The sequence below is a fragment of the uncultured Chloroflexus sp. genome, from assembly GCF_938091255.1.
Lineage (GTDB): Bacteria > Chloroflexota > Chloroflexia > Chloroflexales > Chloroflexaceae > Chloroflexus.
Genome location: NZ_CALLJH010000028.1, coordinates 176,349 through 194,571, shown reverse-complemented (window position 1 = coordinate 194,571; position 18,223 = coordinate 176,349). Strand labels below are relative to the sequence as shown.

Annotated in this window: 16 protein-coding genes; 7 read left to right on the top strand and 9 right to left on the bottom strand. The window is 56.5% G+C overall.

Translation table 11 applies throughout. From position 1 onward, the window contains the following. A partial coding sequence (locus tag Q1A00_RS10920) for a PAS domain-containing protein (protein WP_299756746.1) occupies window positions 1-656 on the bottom strand: 656 nt, incomplete at its 3' end. A gap of 143 nt (window positions 657-799) precedes the next feature. Further along, window positions 800-2,161 (bottom strand): murein biosynthesis integral membrane protein MurJ, encoded by a 1,362-nt coding sequence (locus tag Q1A00_RS10915; protein ID WP_299756743.1) that lies wholly within the window; start codon window positions 2,159-2,161, stop codon window positions 800-802. 280 nt (window positions 2,162-2,441) lie between these two features. Between Q1A00_RS10915 and Q1A00_RS10910 the strand changes: the two genes are divergently transcribed. The 3 genes from Q1A00_RS10910 to Q1A00_RS10900 all read left to right on the top strand — a co-directional run bounded on the left by Q1A00_RS10910 (window position 2,442) and on the right by Q1A00_RS10900 (window position 7,525). Continuing rightward, window positions 2,442-4,358, top strand: coding sequence for a hypothetical protein (locus tag Q1A00_RS10910; protein ID WP_299756740.1), 1,917 nt, complete (start codon window positions 2,442-2,444; stop codon window positions 4,356-4,358). A 132-nt stretch (window positions 4,359-4,490) separates the two neighbouring features. Then, window positions 4,491-5,825: a DUF58 domain-containing protein gene (locus Q1A00_RS10905; protein ID WP_298483109.1), complete on the top strand. Its 1,335-nt coding sequence runs from the start codon at window positions 4,491-4,493 to the stop codon at window positions 5,823-5,825. Window positions 5,826-6,226: 401 nt separating this feature from the next. Next, a complete protein-coding gene (locus Q1A00_RS10900; RefSeq protein ID WP_298406918.1) occupies window positions 6,227-7,525 on the top strand; it encodes a M14 family metallopeptidase in 1,299 nt (432 codons plus the stop codon). A 25-nt stretch (window positions 7,526-7,550) separates the two neighbouring features. Here the strand turns inward: Q1A00_RS10900 and Q1A00_RS10895 are convergent, their stop codons facing one another. From Q1A00_RS10895 to Q1A00_RS10880, 4 genes are all read right to left on the bottom strand, one after another. Then, a complete protein-coding gene (locus tag Q1A00_RS10895; protein WP_298406921.1) occupies window positions 7,551-8,141 on the bottom strand; it encodes an acyltransferase in 591 nt (196 codons plus the stop codon). A 29-nt stretch (window positions 8,142-8,170) separates the two neighbouring features. Continuing rightward, window positions 8,171-8,743: an AAA family ATPase gene (locus Q1A00_RS10890; RefSeq protein WP_298406923.1), complete on the bottom strand. Its 573-nt coding sequence runs from the start codon at window positions 8,741-8,743 to the stop codon at window positions 8,171-8,173. A gap of 126 nt (window positions 8,744-8,869) precedes the next feature. Next, window positions 8,870-10,144: an isocitrate lyase gene (gene aceA, locus Q1A00_RS10885; protein ID WP_298406925.1), complete on the bottom strand. Its 1,275-nt coding sequence runs from the start codon at window positions 10,142-10,144 to the stop codon at window positions 8,870-8,872. Window positions 10,145-10,269: 125 nt separating this feature from the next. Then, window positions 10,270-10,578 (bottom strand): nucleotide pyrophosphohydrolase, encoded by a 309-nt coding sequence (locus Q1A00_RS10880; RefSeq protein WP_298406927.1) that lies wholly within the window; start codon window positions 10,576-10,578, stop codon window positions 10,270-10,272. A 142-nt stretch (window positions 10,579-10,720) separates the two neighbouring features. On the opposite strand from Q1A00_RS10880, the gene Q1A00_RS10875 reads away from it, so the two are divergent. The 4 genes from Q1A00_RS10875 (at window position 10,721) to Q1A00_RS10860 (ending at window position 14,335) form a co-directional block, all read left to right on the top strand. After that, entirely contained in the window at window positions 10,721-10,936 is a 216-nt protein-coding gene (locus tag Q1A00_RS10875) for a hypothetical protein (protein WP_298406930.1), read from the top strand. Window positions 10,937-11,004: 68 nt separating this feature from the next. Further along, on the top strand, window positions 11,005-11,229 hold the full coding sequence (locus Q1A00_RS10870; RefSeq protein ID WP_298406932.1) for a hypothetical protein: 225 nt from the start codon (window positions 11,005-11,007) through the stop codon (window positions 11,227-11,229). A gap of 410 nt (window positions 11,230-11,639) precedes the next feature. Further along, window positions 11,640-12,875, top strand: a complete 1,236-nt coding sequence (gene ilvA / locus Q1A00_RS10865; RefSeq protein ID WP_298406936.1) for a threonine ammonia-lyase — start codon at window positions 11,640-11,642, stop codon at window positions 12,873-12,875. Window positions 12,876-12,916: 41 nt separating this feature from the next. Next, window positions 12,917-14,335 (top strand): FtsW/RodA/SpoVE family cell cycle protein, encoded by a 1,419-nt coding sequence (locus Q1A00_RS10860; protein WP_298406939.1) that lies wholly within the window; start codon window positions 12,917-12,919, stop codon window positions 14,333-14,335. Between the two features lie 152 nt (window positions 14,336-14,487). Here the strand turns inward: Q1A00_RS10860 and Q1A00_RS10855 are convergent, their stop codons facing one another. The 3 genes from Q1A00_RS10855 to Q1A00_RS10845 all read right to left on the bottom strand — a co-directional run bounded on the left by Q1A00_RS10855 (window position 14,488) and on the right by Q1A00_RS10845 (window position 17,960). Next, the gene (locus Q1A00_RS10855) at window positions 14,488-15,678 is read right to left on the bottom strand and encodes an FAD/NAD(P)-binding oxidoreductase (RefSeq protein WP_298406942.1); all 1,191 of its coding nucleotides are present in this window, start codon (window positions 15,676-15,678) and stop codon (window positions 14,488-14,490) included. A gap of 77 nt (window positions 15,679-15,755) precedes the next feature. Further along, complete coding sequence (locus tag Q1A00_RS10850; protein ID WP_298406945.1) at window positions 15,756-16,445, bottom strand: DUF1641 domain-containing protein; 690 nt, start codon at window positions 16,443-16,445, stop codon at window positions 15,756-15,758. 114 nt (window positions 16,446-16,559) lie between these two features. Beyond that, window positions 16,560-17,960, bottom strand: a complete 1,401-nt coding sequence (locus tag Q1A00_RS10845) for an MBL fold metallo-hydrolase (RefSeq protein ID WP_298406948.1) — start codon at window positions 17,958-17,960, stop codon at window positions 16,560-16,562. Window positions 17,961-18,223 lie beyond the last annotated feature (263 nt).

Genomic DNA, 18,223 nt, shown 5'->3' with positions numbered 1-18,223 from the left:
TTGGGGATGGTAGTTGTCCGGCGCACTGGCACGCCGGTCTCGATCAACCGGCGTAAATCGGCGAAGGTGCCATCATTCAGGTAATGCGGAAAGAGATCAAGCAACCGTTGGTTCAGTAATTGCTCGCGGCGGTACCCGGTTGCGCTACACATCGTTGCGTTAACCGCCGTGATCCGCGCATCGACGATCTGACCACGCAGATTGCGCACTGCTTCGTAGATGCCCAATGGGTCGGGAATTGCTGCGATGACAGCTTTGAGTGCGCTGTCGTCAGTAGATGCAGGCGGCGTTGTCGTTATAACCACGGCCAAGGTGCCAAGCTTCGGGTGCTGGAACGGTTGTACATAATAGCTGTCAGCGCCGATTGTAACCGTATGCGCTTCGCCATTGAACGCGCGTTGGTATGCGTCTTGCCAGTGTGCTCTGCGTTCAGTTGCCGACTCAGGGGGGAGAGCTAATGAGCCGGGTTGAAGTGAGGATGAGATATCTGCCGGTGGATGAGCGCGGAAGGTGGCGTTGTCGTATACGAGTTGATAATTGCAATCAACAGCCCAGATGCAAAGAGGTATCTGATCGAAAATGGCTTTCAGGGCAGCATCGTCACATCCTAGCCAGTGCGACTCTGGCAAATCTGATGATGTCGTTGCAAGCGCCATTGCACTTCTCCCGATCGATGATCGGTTTTTCTGTAGTATAGCCTATGATCTTCGTAAAAAACGAGAGATATGGTTACTTTTTGATAAGCATGGGGTTACGCTTTATTAGCGGTAGGTGTCTTGTTGATCGGGCAACAGTCAGGTTAAGAAGCAATTTTTGGCTTTTCAGCCAGTCCGCTCTGCTCATCTCGATCTTGCCACGCGACCACTTGCGCTTCGTTCGCTACTCCTTGCCATACTGCCGGTATGCGTAGTCGGATCAATACCATACCGCCAAGGATCACGGCTTCAACAATGCTGCTTACAACCGTGGCTATCGGTACCGCAAGGACGCCGACAGTAGGCCAGAGTGGTATTGCCACTGTAATGCGGCTTGCGAGTTGGGCAAGGTTGGCTACCAAAGGGGTGCGCGCATCACCGAGTGCTATCAACGCTCGTCCGGTGACTTCGACCATGACGTACACCGGCAGCCCGATTGCGAAGATCAGCAGAATGGCAAAGGTGAGATCACCGGCGGCGCTGTCAAATGCACCCCGCTCAAACAGAATCTGGATGAGCCAGCGTCCGCCGAATGCCAACGCTAGCCCACTGAGGGTGGCGAGCATAATGGCGGCGCCGGTTGCCCAGAGCCAGCGCCGCTTAAAGAGGGAACGATCGCGCGCAATTGCTGCAGCGGCGAGGTATGGGTACGCTGCTTGACCAATGGCTGTGCCACAAAGTCGCTGGGGAAGATGCCCCAACAAGAGCGCATTATGCATAGCGCCAAGTCCGGCTGCTTGTGCGCCTAGACTGGCAATCGCTGTGTCAACGATCGCGTTGCTGTAGTTAATCGTTCCTGAGATTGCACCCGGAATTGCCAGCCGCAGTGTTCCGCGCACGAGCGGATCGCGTAGCCGCCATGCCGGTCGCAGCCGTAGGCGGTGATGTAATAATCCCGGCACGAGTAGCAAGAGCTGAATAACCGAGTCGCCGAGTGAGCCAATCGCTGTAGTTACGATGCTCGCCTGCGGCCAGAGGAGCGTGAGAATAATAACCGTATTCCGCAGTGCAATGCCGAGCGCCGGCAGAAAAAACTGGCCACGGGCAATCAACACCGCGCTGAGGACTCCATACGCCACTTGGAGCACAATCTCGGCGATCAGGATGCGGGTGAGCAGAGTCGCCAACGCTTGTGTTGCCGGATCAAGCCCCGGCGCAATGAGCCAACGGAGCAGTGCTGGGGCAGTGATGCCGAAGACAAGGGTGAATGGTACAGCCACTGTCATCACGATCGTCAAGAGCCGGCTGATTAGTGTAGAAACGGCGCTGCTGTGCTGCCGCATCGCGATTAGCACATACGGCACTAACGCATTGGTCAGCGCACCACCGGCAATCAGCGTACTTACCGTCTCGGCGAGACGCAACGCGGCGTAGAGGGCCGCTGCTTCTTCGCCAATCCCGAAGCGGGCATTAAACAGTATTTGCCGGATGACCCCAAATGCCGCTGAGATAAGAAATGCCGTCATGAAGAGGAGAGAACCTTCACTGGTTGTGAATGAGACGGTTGACCACGCGTGGGGTGGGGTATGGAAGAGACGGTGAAAGAGCATAGCGTTCAGTTTTGTGATGCGGTGAGTTCTTGAGTCTGAGCGTGGTCGGCACGCTTCGAGTGGTACACTCGCTATAGATTATAATTCACCTCATAGCGATTGCCGAGCAGAGCAGTATTGCTGTTCATCATGCATACGTCCTGCCATTCGATTGTAAGGAATTAGCTTACGCATTCCTCGCGCTGAAGGTCACGTTATGAGTGTTTATCGCCGTGCTCGTAACCTTATGTCTCAACAACTATTGTCTTTTCTCTTGTGTTGTCTTGTCTTGCCTCCTGTTCTTGTCACCCTCTTCACAAATGAACTTCATTATCGATTTCCCTTTGATCTCCCTCCTGATGTGTCGGTTTATGGTATTGGGCCGGTTGAGAGTGGAGAGAAGGGTTTATTTCGTTGGTTTGCCGCTCGCTCTCGTATTCGTCTGCAAGCGCTGAGCGATGCCAATCATCTTTTATTCTTTGAAGTCCATGGTGGTGGTATTGAGGATCGTCGACTAGATATATCTGTCAATAACGTACACATTGCGCAAAAAAGCTTGCGGCCCGGCTGGAATAGGATGTTCCTCTTGATACCTGCAATGTTTCTTCGTAGTGATGCAAATGAATTGGTATTTGAAATTGAACCGCTTCCACCATACAACGAAACCAAATTTGGCATGGCGGTCACAAAGTTAGAAATCGTACAGCTTGCTCAAGGTGCAATGCCAAAAGAGGTGTATCTGTGGCTACTACTTATTGCAGTTACTGTCTATCTTGGCGTATCTGCACTTCGTCTTCCTTTGTTTGAGCGTATCTGTATTTCAGTAGGTGTCACGGTGGCACTGAGTTATGCATTATCAGTGGCCCGACTACCAACGGTTCAACTCTTTCCATCTATTGTGCTTACCAGCCTTTTTGTATCGGGCTGTTGGGGAGTGTGGCAAGCGGGATTGCGATTTTGGCGGCAACATTCCTCGATGTGGCTTGCACGCTTGAGTGTCGTCGCAGGTGTGTTGTTTGTCTGCCATGTGGTTGGGATGAATGCATCACTCTTTATCGATATCGATCATCGTGCCCGCGCAAATCATGTCCTGCTCATAGCTAGTGGTCAAAGCGATATCGTGCAGAGCCGGTTGTCAAATCAGTATGAATGGGGTATCGATGTCATCCCCTATTCGTTAGTGAGCTACTACCCTTTTGTTCCGCTTGCTGCAATCTTTCCCTCAACCGAGCAGATGACGATAGCGTTAAAGCTTCTCGTTAGTGTTATCAATGCATCTACACCGCTTTTGCTGTATCTCTTGCTGGTGCGTTCTGGCTATACCCCACGCGCCGGTTTCTTTGCTGGCACGCTCTTCGCCGGTTTTCCGGTAACCCATCTGTATTTTCACGATGGGAGCTACCCGACGATCATCGGTGTCTGGTGGGTAGTTTTGACTCTGCTGATCATGAATGAAGTTGTACGACACGAACGCTGGTCGTGGTTAACTGTTAGTCTAATCATTGGAATGCTACTCGTAGCTATGCTCATCTACGTTACTCATATGGCCTTTGTGCCGCTGGTAGTTGGCTTGGCAAGCCTGTTTGCGTGGTGCGCGCGGGCTGAGTTGGCGGTGGCAGGGTCGCGGGTGTTGGCAGCATTGGGAATCAGTATCGTGCTGGCTCTGGCGCTCTATTACGGGCACTACGTCCTGCCGACCCTGATCGCGCTGGCGGCGCGTCTAGCCGAGAGCGATCGGTTAGGGCACGATCGGTTGCCTTCGCCTTTGGTCGGTTCGTTGTTTGCCCAGATGTGGGGTCATACCCGTGTGTTGCCGCTTGTGCTCGTGCCACTTGGGATAGTGGGGTTGGCGCGGCGCGGCTGGACGTGGACGGCCAGCGTGATGGCGGGGTATCTGGTGTTATTGGTGCTGGGGATGCTCATTGATCACCAGTTTAGCCTCTGGAATAAGCATTGGTATTTCAGCCTGCCGGCGCTGGCGATCCTTGTCGGGGTTGCGTTGGATCAGATTGCCGAGTATCATACCGCTGGCAAGGTGGTGGCTGGCGCGCTGGTGAGCTACTTGTTGGTTGAGAGCACTGTCGCATGGCTCCTGCGCGTGTTTCTTTATCAGTGGTCGTTGCAGACACTTTAAGCCTGCTTGCGCGCAATTATTCTAGCAATCGGTAATGAGCAAGCAAACCTATTTTGACGCTAACCAATTGCCCTGACCAATTGCACCGGTTCCTTGCCCAAACGAATCGTTTGGGCCAATCATGAGAATCGTATGCTGCCAACGTTACGCCTGCTCGTACTGGTTTTGCTGGCAGCGCCGCTGATCGCCGGCGCGGCGTTTGCGCCTCTGCTGAGTTGGGTGGCGGTGATCTATTTGCTGCTCGTGGGTGGGGTATTGATTAGCGATGTACTGCTCTCGCCCCGACCTGACCAGATCGAGGTCGAACGCTTGCACGATCAGCGTCTCTCCCTTGGCGCTGCTAATCTGATTACCGTGCTCGTTACTAACGCCGCCTCGCGTCCGCTCCGCTTCACCTTGCGTGATGAGTATCCGGTTGAAATGCCGGTTGACGCCGATTTGTTGGCCGGCGTCGCTGAGCCGTTTGGCTTGTGCGAGCTGCGCTACCATGTTCGTCCACAACGTCGCGGCGACTATCAGTTTGGTGATGTGGTGATGCGCTACGAAGGCGTGCTCGGCTGTCATCGCCGGCAGGTGCGCTTTCCCGCTGCTCAGACGGTACAGGTCTACCCGAATCTGCTGGAAGCGCGGAAGTATGATCTTGTCATTCGGCGCGGCCAGTTGCGTACCATCGGGTTGCGCTCGATCCGCCAATTGGGGCAGGGTGGCGAGTTTGAACATCTGCGCGAGTATACGACTGATGATGAGTATCGCCGGATTAATTGGAAGGCGACTGCCCGGCGTGGCAAACCGATCGTTGCCGAGATTGAGGCCGAGCGGAGCCAGCATATCATCTGTGTGATCGATGCCGGACGCTTGATGGCTACGCCGGTCGTCGATCTGCTCCAACCTGAGGACGCCGGTCTGACCCGGCTCGATTACGTGGTTAATACAGCGCTGATGCTGAGTTATGTGGTGATCGGTAAGGGCGATCAAGCTGGGATGCTTACCTTTGCCGCCAAAGTCGAGAACTTTATTCCTCCGCGCAAGGGGAAAGCTCAGTTTCAGCGACTGCTCGAAGCGCTGTACAATGTGCAGACCCAGCCGGTTGAGGCCGATATAGCGGCGGCATTAGCCTACCTCGATCAACGCCAGCAACGGCGGGCACTAGTGATCATCTTTACCGATCTGGCTAACCCTGCTGCGGTGCAACCGCTCATGACCCACATCCGCCGGCTCGCTCGCCGCCACCTGCCGCTCTGTGTCACGATTAGCGATCCAAACATCGCCAATGTGATCGGACGACCAGTGCAAGATAGCTACGGCCTGTTTCGCCGGTTGGTCGCCGAACAGTTGGCCGATGAGCGGCGCGCGTTGCTCGACCAAATCCAACGCAGTGGTGCACTGACGCTCGATGTGCCGGCGACCTCACTGACCGTCTCGGTGGTCAACACCTATCTGCGCCTGAAGGAAGAGGCACGACTGTAAGTGAGATTGATCCGCGTGAAGACGCCAAGTGTCGTTCTGATGCCGGCTGTCGGATACGCTTGCGATCCCGGTGGCAACAATGCGCTATAGATTGTTACGCCGTAGAGCATAGGCTGCTAGCCCGCTCCAAGGCAGGACGGTGATTAGAGAATTCGATGCAGTCGCCAAGTAGCGTTCGAGAGCCAGCTATCCAGATGTCATTGCGAGCCGCAAAAGAGCATGGCTGCGCAATGCCCGATGCCGCGAAGCAATCTCCTGCGCGAGGGGGAGTCACTTCTATGCGCGATCGCATAGTGCCGCTCGGCTATGGTTGCCAACGCACTTCACCGTTCCATAGTGATACACTAGAGATGGAAACCGCTCGTTGCCCGCTTGCCGGTCTGCATTGTCTTATCTGAACTATGCCACATCTCCTATTGGTCATCTTGCTCATGATCGTAAGCTGGTTGCCCAGCGCGCCGCCAGCGCAAGTCACGTCCGTCCGCACTGTTGAACTGGGTCGCTCGGCTGAAGGCCGCCCCATCGAGGCTGTCATCTTCGGTGATGGCCCGCGTAAGTTGGTGGTGGTGGGGGCGACCCACGGCGCCCCCGAAGCCAATACCTACCGGCTGGCCTTGGCACTGATCGATCATTTTCGCGCGCATCCGGCTGAGGTACCGCCTGAGGTGCGGCTCGTGATCATTCCGCTGCTGAACCCTGATGGAATGGCGCGTGGGTGGCGCTTCGATGCCGCTGGCGTCGATCTTAACCGTAACATGGATACTAGTCACGATGCGTGCCCGGAGAATGATTGGCAGCAGCGGGTGCAAGGCGCGCGTGGGATTGTCTCAGACACTGGCGGCCCCTATCCCGACTCGCAAGTCGAAACACGCCTCATCCGCTCATTCTTGCTCGATGCCGCCGGCGCGATCTTTCTTCACTCTAACGCTGGTCTCGTCTTTCCGGCTCGTTGCGAACATCCGCCGTCAATTGCAATGGCGCAACTCTACGCTGCGGCTGCCGGCTATGAGTATGTTCGTTTCTGGGATCGCTATATGATTACCGGCGGGATGCATGATTGGGCCGCCGGCCTTGGTATTGCGGCGATTACCCCCGAACTAGCGACCGGCGATCAGCCTGAAGTAGCCGAGAATCTGGCCGGTTTGCGCGCAGTGTTAGCCAATACCGCCGAGGTGTTGCCGTTACCTGCACCGGGGATCATCAGCGAAACGCCGGTGCCGGCCGTCATCTATCGCTTCTGGCGCGCGCTTGGCGGTATGGAACGTTTTGGCGCACCGCTCGCGCCGGCCGAGATTTCACCCACCGGTATGCGCCAACGCTTCGCTCGCGCTGTGATCGTGGTTGATGAAACCTTGCGCGATACCATCGCCTACGTGCAGATGGCGCCGTTGGGGGCCAAGGCGGCGGCGGCGCAAGCGTATGGCGGCGGCGAAGCCATAGGCCGGCCCGCTGATTGGCCGTCTGGCCCCTTTGCTGATTATTGGCAGCGTCAAGGCGGGCAGATCTTCTTCGGCGATCCACTGAGTGCGCCGTTGACTATGACCTTGACCGATGGCAGTAAGCGCTTAGCCCAGTACTTTGAACGCGCTGTCCTGCTACTCGATCCGGCCACTAACCAGATCGAACTAGCCCCGCTTGGAGAGTGGGAGATGGCGCGCGCGCAACTCGCGCTCCCGCTCGCTCCGCACACTATTCGCTAATGCCCACCACTCTATTCCCTCCTTCTTACTCTCTGCCCCCCACCAACGTCACCCTTCCGCAGACCGGACACGTGCGCGCTTCCGTCGTTGACGCTGGCCCTCCCGGTAAGCGCGCACCGCACGGGCAAACATACCCGACTAACCGGGCCGGGTTGCCCATCACCAACCCGTAATCGGGCACATCGCGCGTCACCACTGCTCCGGCGGCGACCATCGCAAACCGGCCAATCGTGATCCCGCACACAATTGTTGCATTTGCGCCAATGCTCGCCCCGTAACGCACCAGTGTCGGCGCTATCGTCCAATCGTCCGCCCCTTTCAGCGTCCCGTCCGGGTTGATCGCCCGTGGGGTTTTGTCGTTAGTAAAGCAAGCGTGCGGTCCCACAAAGACCCCATCCTCGATCGTGACGCCGTGAAACACCGAGACATTGCTTTGCATCTTGACCCGGTTGCCAATCTTGACTCCGGCATCGAGATAACACCCCTTGCCAATGATTGACTCGCTGCCAACGGTTACTCCTTCACGGATCTGAGTCCAATGCCACACACGGGTGTTTTCACCGATGTGAGCGCGTGGATCGACGGTGGCGGTCAGATGGATGATGGCTTGACTCATTGCGGCTGCTCCTTGAGTATGGCGAGCAATCAGAGATCCTGTGCTCGTAATTGCGCTGTTGCCCATTGCAGAATAGCATTCATATCAATGAGTTCGGGCATCGTTGTATCAACCGTCAGTAGTGGGCCACCAATTGGCAAGGGAGTAATATCGCCGCGTGTGCGTACCACTTCCAAATCCGCCGGCGACATATCATCGCAGTGGCCGGGATGGCGCTGGCCGAGCGCTACGCGGCGAAGAATGCGTTCAGCTAGTACATTGCCGTTGGCGACACAGCGGATCTGAACCGGGTGAAAGGGGGCAATCGTTTGCAGGCGTTGCATGCGCAGTGTGTCGAGATCGACACGAAAATTGCTCTCCATAATGAGTGATTGGCCGCTGGCCAAAATTGTTGCCGCAGTATGGTAGAGCATTGAAATCGCAGTTGCCCCTACCTGTCGCGACCATTCCCGATCCGACCAGCCCAACCCATCGAACATCAATTCTTTGAACGCATCTTTACTCAATAGCGGTAGGCGCAGGCCAGTGGCCAGCGCTTGCGAGAGGGTCGTTTTGCCGGTTGCCGGATGACCGGTGACAATAATTAAGGTCGGAATCTGCACGCTTGCTATTATACATCGCGTTGAATCCGTGCGCGGTATACCGGTACAGCGCCGGAGCAACGTAGCATTGCTACGTCGCTCCGGCTTCTAGGCAAGGAGCGAGGGGAAGAGGGAAGAGGGCAAAACCTAGTGGAACTGCTCTTCCTCGGTGCTGCCGGTCAGCGCCGTGGTGCTGACCTCACCGCCGGCGATCACCTGCGCCACTTCATCAAAGTAGCCGGTGCCCACCTCGCGCTGGTGGCGAGTCGCCGTATAGCCGTAAGCTTCGGCGGCGAACTCGGCCTGTTGCAATTCGCTATAGGCGGACATCCCGCGATCGCGGTAGTTGCGCGCCAGCTCGAACATGCTGTAGTTGAGCGCGTGGAAGCCGGCCAGCGTCACAAACTGGAACTTGTAGCCCATCGCGCCCAATTCGCGTTGGAAAGCGGCGATTGTCGCGTCGTCAAGCTTCTTCTTCCAGTTGAACGAAGGCGAGCAGTTGTAGGCCAGCAGCTTGCCGGGGAACTGAGCGTGGATCGCCTCGGCGAAGCGGCGCGCCTCTTCGAGATTCGGCTCGCTCGTTTCGCACCAGATTAGGTCGGCGTAAGGTGCGTAGGCTAAGCCGCGCGCAATCGCCTGATCGAGGCCGGCCCGCACCCGGTAGAAGCCCTCGCTGGTGCGCTCGCCAGTGCAGAAGGGCCGGTCGCGCTCATCAATGTCGCTGGTCAACAAGGTTGCCGCATTGGCGTCGGTGCGGGCGATGATAATCGTCGGCACCCCCATCACATCGGCGGCCAGCCGGGCCGCTACCAAATTGCGGATTGCGGCCTGCGTCGGGATGAGCACCTTGCCACCCATGTGACCGCACTTCTTCTCGGAAGCAAGCTGATCTTCAAAATGTACACCCGCCGCGCCGGCCTCAATGTAGGCCTTCATAATCTCAAACACGTTGAGCGGGCCGCCAAAACCGGCTTCGGCATCGGCCACAATCGGCGCAAACCAATAAATATCGTTGCGCCCTTCGCTGTGATAAATCTGGTCGGCGCGCCGCAAAGCATTATTAATGTTGCGCACCAACTGTGGCCCCGAATTCGCCGGATAGAGGCTCTGATCGGGGTACATCTGTCCGGCAAGGTTTGCATCAGCCGCTACTTGCCATCCGCTCAGATAGATCGCTTTCAACCCGGCTTTCACCTGCTGCATCGCCTGATTGCCCGTCAACGCGCCCAGTGCGTTGATATACGGCTCGGTATGCAACAAGTCCCACAAGCGTTCGGCCCCCATCCGCGCCAGCGTGTACTCGATCTGCACTGACCCGCGCAGCCGGTAAACGTCTTCCGGCGTGTACGGACGCACAATGCCGGCAAAGCGCGGCGAGTTCCAACTGTCGGCAATTTGCTTGATCTGTGCGGCACGATCCATGTGCGTTTCTCCGCTTTCCTCATTGAATGTGACGAGCACGGTCTGATATTTGACAGGTAGGTTGCATTATAACACCCGCTGTTACGTCACGGTTACACGATTGTGAAAGAGAGTGCGAACAACCGTCACCCCTCCCACGTGCGGCCATAGTTCTCGGCCAACTTGGCGAGAATCGCTTGTTCGAGATCAATATCAAGCAGGTAAGCAAGTTGGAAGAGATAATTGGCGACATCGGCCAGCTCGCCGGCTAGCGCTTCGCGGTTGCGCGGTTCATCCTGAAACTGAAAGTGTTCGAGGATTTCGGCGGCTTCCACCGCCACCGAAATCGCAATATTGCGCGGCGTCTGCGGGAAGACGCTATCCGGTGCGTACCAGCCTTTGTCGGTCACAAACCGGTTGATCGCATCGGTTAGCTCGGCAATGCTCATTGGCATCGAGGACTCTCCTTTCAGTATGGGGAGTAGGAGTAGCGAGTATTGCCCCCTTCCCCGGAATATTCGATTCTCTGCTCGCTACTTCCTGCCAATGGTACAATGACAGTCAAGCAAGGTGCAAGCGCATCAGAGGAGGTCTGCGATGCTGACGATTGATCAAATTGCCCAATATTGCGAGCAAGAGCTGGCTCGCTTACAATTGGCCGGCGACCGCGAAGAGTTGCGCCGGTTGCAGTTGGCGCTCGGCGTGCTCATGCGTGCCGCCGAACATGCCCGCGACCGCGAGACGGCGATGCGTTTCCGTGTGTTGGCTGCCCGGGCTGCTAATGCCCAAGAAATCATTGCCGGCGAGGATTAGACGTAGTTGGGTCAACTACTGGATGAGCTTGGTTTTACGGTGGCAATAATGTCTGTCAGGTGGTGTTCTTGTCCGTTTTGATAATTGATAACCGTGCTGCGCAAGAAACTGGTTATTTGTTTGAACCAATTATTGCGAATGCAATTGGCGGTGTCTCACTAAGCGCAGCTAAAAGTCCAATTCGTCGTTATCGTGATCCGGATCGTTATCGGCAAGTTGATTGTATTCGTGATAAACTTGCATATGAGATCAAAATGCGTGTAACCATTGCAGCTTCTGGAAAAGGTAGGTAGCAGGAAGAGATCGATTTTCCAGTAGATTGCCGTAGAAGCGGATATACGCCTGTTCTGGTTGTTTTTGATCCTACGCCCAATCGTCATCTTGAAGAGTTAGGTGCTGCATTTCAGCGTGAGAATGGTGAAGTGTATATCGGTGAAGCTGCTTGGCAGCATCTTTCCGAAGTCGCAGGCAACACGATGAGTCGATTTATTGAAAAGTATGTTAGACTTCCTATTCAACAAGTATTGCACAATGCGTCGATGTCGCTGCCCCAGATAACCTTCTCAATAACTAACGATAGTTTCTGTGTCACTATTGATACAAAGCAAGTACATTTCCAGCGCAACCCGCGTGCAACTCTCGAGTCAGAATAGTTGTGCTGATGCCGATGACGGCAGGGAAGCCAAAGGAGCAACGTCGTTCCATGAGCCGATTTGCGATTGAGTTGGCCGATATTCAGGCCGCGCGGCGTGCCTTGCGCACTATCATTTTGCCCACTCCGGTCTTGCCGGCGACCCGCCTCAGCGCTGAGTTGGGCGGGCCGATCTTTTACAAGGCCGAAAATACCCAACAGAGCGGTTCGTTCAAGATCCGCGGCGCCTATAACACCATTGTCCATCTTTCGCCCGAAGAGCAGGCGCGCGGGGTGATCGCTCCTTCTGCCGGCAACCATGCCCAAGGCGTGGCGCAGGCAGCCCAGTTGTTGGGGGTGAAGGCCACGATTGTCATGCCCGAACGCGCCCCGTTGACCAAGGTGGTCGCTACGCGTCGCCTCGGTGCCGAGGTTATCTTGCATGGGCCTACGTTCGATGATGCGGTGGCTTATGCTCATGCGCTCAAGGAAGAACGCGGCTTGACGTATGTTCACGCCTTCGATCATCCACGAGTGATTGCCGGTCAAGGTACAATCGGCCTTGAACTGGTCGAAGCGCTGCCCGATTTGCACCAGTTGGTGGTGCCGATCGGCGGCGGCGGCTTGATTAGCGGTATTGCGCTCGCTGTCAAAACCCTCCTGCCCCACGTGCGGATTGTTGGCGTGCAAGCCGCTGGCTGTGCGCCGGTGCCCGCTTCCCTCGCCGCCGGCCATCCGGTCACCGCGCCGGCGGCCCATACCATCGCCGATGGGATTGCCGTTAAGCGTCCCGGTGAGCTGACTCTGCCCATGATTCAGGCGCTGGTTGATGAGGTAGTGACGGTTGATGACGAAGAGATTGTGATGGCGATTGCCCATGTGCTGCAACATAGCCGGCTGGTCGTCGAGGGTGCCGGCGCGGCTGGGGTGGCGGCTCTGCTCAGCGGCAAAGTGCCGGTTAAGCCCCAGCAAGTCACTGCTACTGTGCTCTGCGGCGGCAATATCGACGCCAACCTGCTCATGCGCGTAATCGAGTATGCGCTGGTGCGGCAGGGTCGCTATCTTTTGCTCCGCACCAGCGTTGATGACCGGCCGGGTGGCTTGGCGGCGCTGGTGAACCATGTCGCTTCCACCGGCGCTAGTGTGATGGATCTCTTCCACCGCCGCGGGATGTGGCGGGTGCCGATCGATCGTGCCGGAGTCGAGCTGATCCTTGAGGTACGCGATGAAAACCATGCCCAAGCGGTGATCGAGTCGCTCGAACGGGCCGGTTTCCATTGCGAGCGCGAGTCGAATTGGCCAATTTGACATAAAAATTGAAGTGCCACTCTGTTGACTCAGGAATATCTATGGTAACCTTACGCGCTGCCTTTACCCAGCTCCGCCGTTTACGCACCGTCGAATTGCAATTGCTGGTAACGGTGCTGCTCTTCTTTGCCGCCGGCTATCTGCTAGTAGTAGTTGCTACCGGCCAGAGCGAGTTGCAGACCACTCTTAGCGGGTTGGCTAGCATCCTCTGGCCCTCCAGCCTGCCGTTGCTGCTCTTCGTCGCGATTTCGCTCGGTCTGTCGTGGCGCAGTCCGACTGCTGACCAGTTGATTTTGCCGCTGGTTGCTTTGCTCGCCGGTCTGAGCCTCATGATGACGGCGCGGCTCGAGCCGGGTTTGAACCAGATCGCTTTTTGCAGCAATGTCGCTGGCGAGCGGTTTCCTTGCTACGAAGGAATTGCCGCTAAGCAGACGTTGTGGGTGACGCTGGGGGCGGTGATTATGGCGACGATTCTCTTCACGCCGCTCGATCGCATCTGCATCAGGCTGTTCCGCCTCTCGTTCATTGATGTACTCGATCACTACCGCTATCTCTGGCTGTCGCTCGGCCTGCTGCTGATTTTGGCGACGTTCGTGTTTGGTGTTGATCCGAACGCCAGTGGGGTACGGGTTTGGTTCAATTTGGGTTTCTTCTACTTTCAACCTTCGGAATTGCTCAAAATCATTCTGGTCATCTTCATGGCTTCCTACCTCAACGAATACCGCGAGGTGGTGCAGTCAAATTACCGGCTTGGCCCGCTGAAACTGCCACCGTTGCCCTACCTAGTGCCGCTGGTCGGCATGTGGGGCATCGCGATGCTGACCATCGTCTTCCAGCGCGACTTGGGAGCTGCGCTGCTGCTCTTCGGCGTTTTTTTAGCTATGCTGTACGTAGCTACCGGCAGTGGCCTGTATGTGATGGCTGGTATGGCTGCCTTTGCTGGCGGTGCTTACCTGCTCTACCGTTTCCTGCCGATCGTTGGCTTACGTGTGTCAATCTGGCTCGATCCATGGGCGACGGCCCAAGGATCGGGCTACCAGATTGTGCAAGCTATTTACGCGCTGGCGTCGGGGGGAGTCTTCGGCGCCGGCCTAGGGCGTGGCGTGCCTGAATACGTACCTGCCGTGCATACCGACTTTATCTTTGTGGCCATCGGCGAGGAAATGGGCTTAGCCGGCACGCTGGCCGTCTTGATTGCCTATCTGCTGCTCATCTTCCGCGGCTACCACCTAGCGCTAGCTATTTCCGGTCACTTCCGCGGCTTTGAGCAATTGCTGGTGGTGGGTCTGACCTCGATTATTGCTGTGCAGTCGTTGATCATTTTGGGCGGCAATCTCCGCCTGATCCCACTTACCGGCATTACGCTCCCGTTTATCTCGTATGGCGGCTCGTCAATTATCATCAACTTTTTGATCGTTGGCCTGCTCTTACGTATTTCGGTCAGCGATCAACGGTATTAAATCGCGTAGAGACGGCCCGTAAGACCGTCTCTACGCTTGGGGAGGGAGGAGACCCGGAAAATATCCTCTATCACAGGGCCATGCATCGTCTTGCCAGTACGGTCAGCGTACCATCCTTCCCGGCCGCCCACACTGGCACAGCGTGCTACACCCTACATCCGTCCACGCAACATGCCGTTCCAATACATCGCCGGCAAGCCATACGCCTTCAACGCGTACATGCTGTAGCGCTCTTGCGATTGGTCGAACGGGAAGCTCTCTTTGGGCTGGTTGGTATAGTCGAACTCGGCCAAGATCAGGCTGCCGTAACCGGTCACCAGCGGGCACGAGGTGTAACCGTCGTATGTGGCGGGCAGCGTCTCGTGCGCAATTGCCGCCATGAGATTCGCCACGACTACCGGTGCCTGCTTGCGAATGGCAGCCCCTGTCTTTGAGGTAGGCAGGCTCGAGCAATCGCCAAGACTAAAGACGTTGGGGTAGCGCTTGTGCTGGAGCGTATACTGATCAACCTCAACCCAGCCGCCGCTATTGGCCAAGGCGCTGCTCTTGATCACATCCGGCGCGCTCTGTGGCGGCGAGACATGAAGCATATCAAAGTTAACCGTCACTGTCTCGCGGGTAGCGAGATTGAGAAAGACCGCTTCCCGCGCTTCGCCACGCACCTCAATCAGATCATGCTGGAAGTGAACGTTGATCCCCTTCCGCGCCACAACCCGGTTTAGCGCATCGGCATACTTCTTCACCGCAAAGATTGCGGCGCCGGCATGGTAGAAGTTGAGCTGGCTCTGCTGGCGCACCCCTGACCGGCGGAAGTAGTCGTCGGCTAGATAGACGATCTTCTGCGGCGCGCCACCACACTTGATCGGCGTGCTAGGGTGAGTGAAGACGGCATTGCCGCCGCGGAAGGTGCGGATATTCTGCCACGTGTACTCGACCGTGTCGTAGGAGTAGTTCGAGCAGACGCCATTCTTGCCTAACGTCTCTGGCAGGCCCTTGATCTTACCCCAGTCGATCTGAATGCCTAGCGCCACTACTAAGAAGTCGTAGGTGATCGTCTCGCCGTTGCTAAGGGTCAGGCTGTTATTATCCGGATCAAACGCCGTGACCTTCTCTTTGATCCACGTGACTCCCGGCGGAATGTAATCGGCTTCGGGCCGGGCCGATTGCTCGCGCGGGAAGACCCCGCCGCCGACTAGTGTCCATAATGGCTGATAGTAGTGAACGGTTGCCGGTTCGATCAGCGCGATCTCTGGTGGATTCGGCTGATCCATCAGTTGCGCAGCGACAGTCAAACCAGCAGTGCCGCCACCAGCGATAACGACTTGATAGTGGCTCTTGGCCATAACAGTTCCCTCTTTCTGTGGTATCAGCGGCGTGCCAGCCGCATGCTCATTTCTCGACGCGAATGGTGATATCCTGCTTACCTCGGCAATTTCTGCCCGAATCGTTCAGCGAAATTAAGCGCAAAGCCAAGCGAGCGTTGCACGTCGCGGTTGAAGAGCGCGCCAAACAGCGCCATTGGCCCGGCCCGGCGCGGCTCGCGTTGCGCGCTCACTAGCGCGTGCGCTGCTGCACCCATGACCTGCAAGGTCTTCGGATCGAGCACACCTGAACTCATCAGTGCTTTCACTTCTTCCGACTGCATCAAGGTCAGCAAGTTGCGCAGCGCAACCAAACCCTGCCGGACAGTGCCTTCAATGTCGATCCCTTGCTTGTTCACTGCGGCGTATAGCTCGTCGATCATGTCAACCGTCATTGCGGCAAAGCCGGGGGCTTGGCGAGCCAATTGCTCAAGGGTGACCAATTGCTCGCTAAGACCGGCCAGCGCGCGCAGCGTCGTCGGTTCGGTCAGCCGTTCAAGCGCGTGTAATCCAACCTTCAACCGCTCGTCAATGTCGACGCCAGCGCTAGCGGCATCGCGGTACAATCCGTCAACGGTATCAGTCGCCATGGCCAATAACGCTGGCGCCTCGTCGGCCAGCGCATTCACCTTGGCTAGATGATGCTCGAGCCGATCCATCCGCTCCATCATCTGCTGCAACAATTCAGCAATGTGACCGGCATCTAACGTTTGCACCTCAGCACCACCATTGGCTTGTGAGTATGTCATAGCTCTTCCTGTGTGTTGCGCCCGCTGTATGTTCGGGCAAAACCATCGCTCGCAATCTATGTTTTCACCCCCACAGCAGGCAAGCATTCCTGCTATGGGGGTGTTATGAGCCGATTACGCTGCTACTGCTGCGACTAACTCGCGCCACGTGCCCTGCGGGTCAACGAGAGTGGCGACGTTGGTGAATCCAAAGCGGCGCAGCACACTTGTGCCAACTTGCGAGCGGTAACCGGTGGCGCAGTGAGCGATGATTGGCGTGTCACGTGGAATTTCGCTCAGCCGACGCGGTAGATACCCAACCGGAATATGCAATGCGCCGGGCAGGTGAATCTCTTCGTACTCGGTAAGGTTGCGCATGTCGAGGATGACCGCCGAGTGATCGGCTAACGCTGTACTCAGATCTTTCACCGTGGCGGTGGGCAGTTGGTCCAGATTGTCACCCAACGCTGAAGCGGGCAGGTATCCCGGAATGTCATCAACGCCAATCGCTCGTAAGTCCTTCAGAATCTCGCTCATATCCGCGTCGTCAGGTACCACGAGGTACGTTGGCTTGGTGAAATCAACAAACCAACCCACGTAGCTGCTGTACATCTTGCGGATCGGCACGCTGATACTGCCCGGCACGTGACCGGCGACAAATTCGGCGGCGCTGCGCAGATCAAAGACGATTGCACCTTCAGCAATGGCCTTGTCAAGCACCGGCCGCTCAATCTCAACCGGCATCGCCAGATCGTGCAACAGCGCCGGCCCGACCTTGTTCACGTACTTCATACGGGCGAAGTAGCGCGGCGGTTCGGGTTGGCCGTGCAGCAGCCACTTCACAAATGCATCTTCGTCGTCAAATTGGAACGCCGGATTAAACCGCTTCTCATAGCCAAGCGTACTCGACGGGATCGCACCTAGCGCCTTGCCGCAGGCACTACCCGAGCCGTGCGCCGGCCACACCTGCAAGTAATCAGGCAGGTCTTTGAAGCGCTGCACTGACTGGAACTGCTTGCGTGCGCCGGGTTCTTTGGTACCGGTAATACCTGCCGCTTCCTCGAGTAGGTCGGGCCGGCCTACATCGCCAACAAAGAGGAAGTCGCCGGTGAAAATGCCCATCGGCTGGTCAGCACCCGCCGTGTCGGTGATCATAAATGCAATGTGCTCGGGGGTGTGGCCGGGGGTGGCAATGACTTGCACTTTAATATTGCCGACCATCCATGTGTCGCCATCTTTGACCAAAATCGCTTTGCTCACTTCGGGGTAGGCATATTTCCAATTCTCGTCGCCCATGTCGCTCAGATACATCTGCGCACCGGTGCGAGCCGCCAATTCGCGCACCCCGCTCACAAAGTCGGCATGAATGTGGGTCTCAGTAACATGGGTGATCCGCAAACCCTCTTTCGCTGCTACCCGCAAGTACGGTTCGACATCGCGCATGGGGTCAATGACCATTGCCTCACCGGTCTTAGCGCACCCGATGAGGTAGGAAGCCTGCGCTAGCATCTCGTCGTAGAAGTACTTCAGCAACATCGCTCTCGTTCCCTTCCTTTGGTTGTCTTTGCGTCACCTTAAAGGGGGCGGCACTCCCTCTTGCAGCGTTGGCGACAACTGCTTGTTTAGAGTGTTGGGATTGTTTGTCCGCAAGATAACAAAAATCACCACTTGGCAGAAGCCGGATCTTGCTTATACTATCTCTTAGCAAAAACTTATATCTGCAACACTGGATAATCATTGCGCAAAAGAATGAACGTGGCTACCCCTTTAGCGGCGCGCAGGGCTAACTACAGCGGGAT

Coding starts and splice junctions, on each gene's coding strand:
- Q1A00_RS10915 (WP_299756743.1), bottom strand. CDS start 2,161: ATGACGGCATTTCTTATCTCAGCGGCATTTGGGGTCATCCGGCAAATA.
- Q1A00_RS10910 (WP_299756740.1), top strand. CDS start 2,442: ATGAGTGTTTATCGCCGTGCTCGTAACCTTATGTCTCAACAACTATTG.
- Q1A00_RS10905 (WP_298483109.1), top strand. CDS start 4,491: ATGCTGCCAACGTTACGCCTGCTCGTACTGGTTTTGCTGGCAGCGCCG.
- Q1A00_RS10900 (WP_298406918.1), top strand. CDS start 6,227: ATGCCACATCTCCTATTGGTCATCTTGCTCATGATCGTAAGCTGGTTG.
- Q1A00_RS10895 (WP_298406921.1), bottom strand. CDS start 8,141: ATGAGTCAAGCCATCATCCATCTGACCGCCACCGTCGATCCACGCGCT.
- aceA (WP_298406925.1), bottom strand. CDS start 10,144: ATGGATCGTGCCGCACAGATCAAGCAAATTGCCGACAGTTGGAACTCG.
- Q1A00_RS10880 (WP_298406927.1), bottom strand. CDS start 10,578: ATGCCAATGAGCATTGCCGAGCTAACCGATGCGATCAACCGGTTTGTG.
- Q1A00_RS10875 (WP_298406930.1), top strand. CDS start 10,721: ATGCTGACGATTGATCAAATTGCCCAATATTGCGAGCAAGAGCTGGCT.
- ilvA (WP_298406936.1), top strand. CDS start 11,640: ATGAGCCGATTTGCGATTGAGTTGGCCGATATTCAGGCCGCGCGGCGT.
- Q1A00_RS10860 (WP_298406939.1), top strand. CDS start 12,917: ATGGTAACCTTACGCGCTGCCTTTACCCAGCTCCGCCGTTTACGCACC.
- Q1A00_RS10855 (WP_298406942.1), bottom strand. CDS start 15,678: ATGGCCAAGAGCCACTATCAAGTCGTTATCGCTGGTGGCGGCACTGCT.
- Q1A00_RS10850 (WP_298406945.1), bottom strand. CDS start 16,445: ATGACATACTCACAAGCCAATGGTGGTGCTGAGGTGCAAACGTTAGAT.
- Q1A00_RS10845 (WP_298406948.1), bottom strand. CDS start 17,960: ATGTTGCTGAAGTACTTCTACGACGAGATGCTAGCGCAGGCTTCCTAC.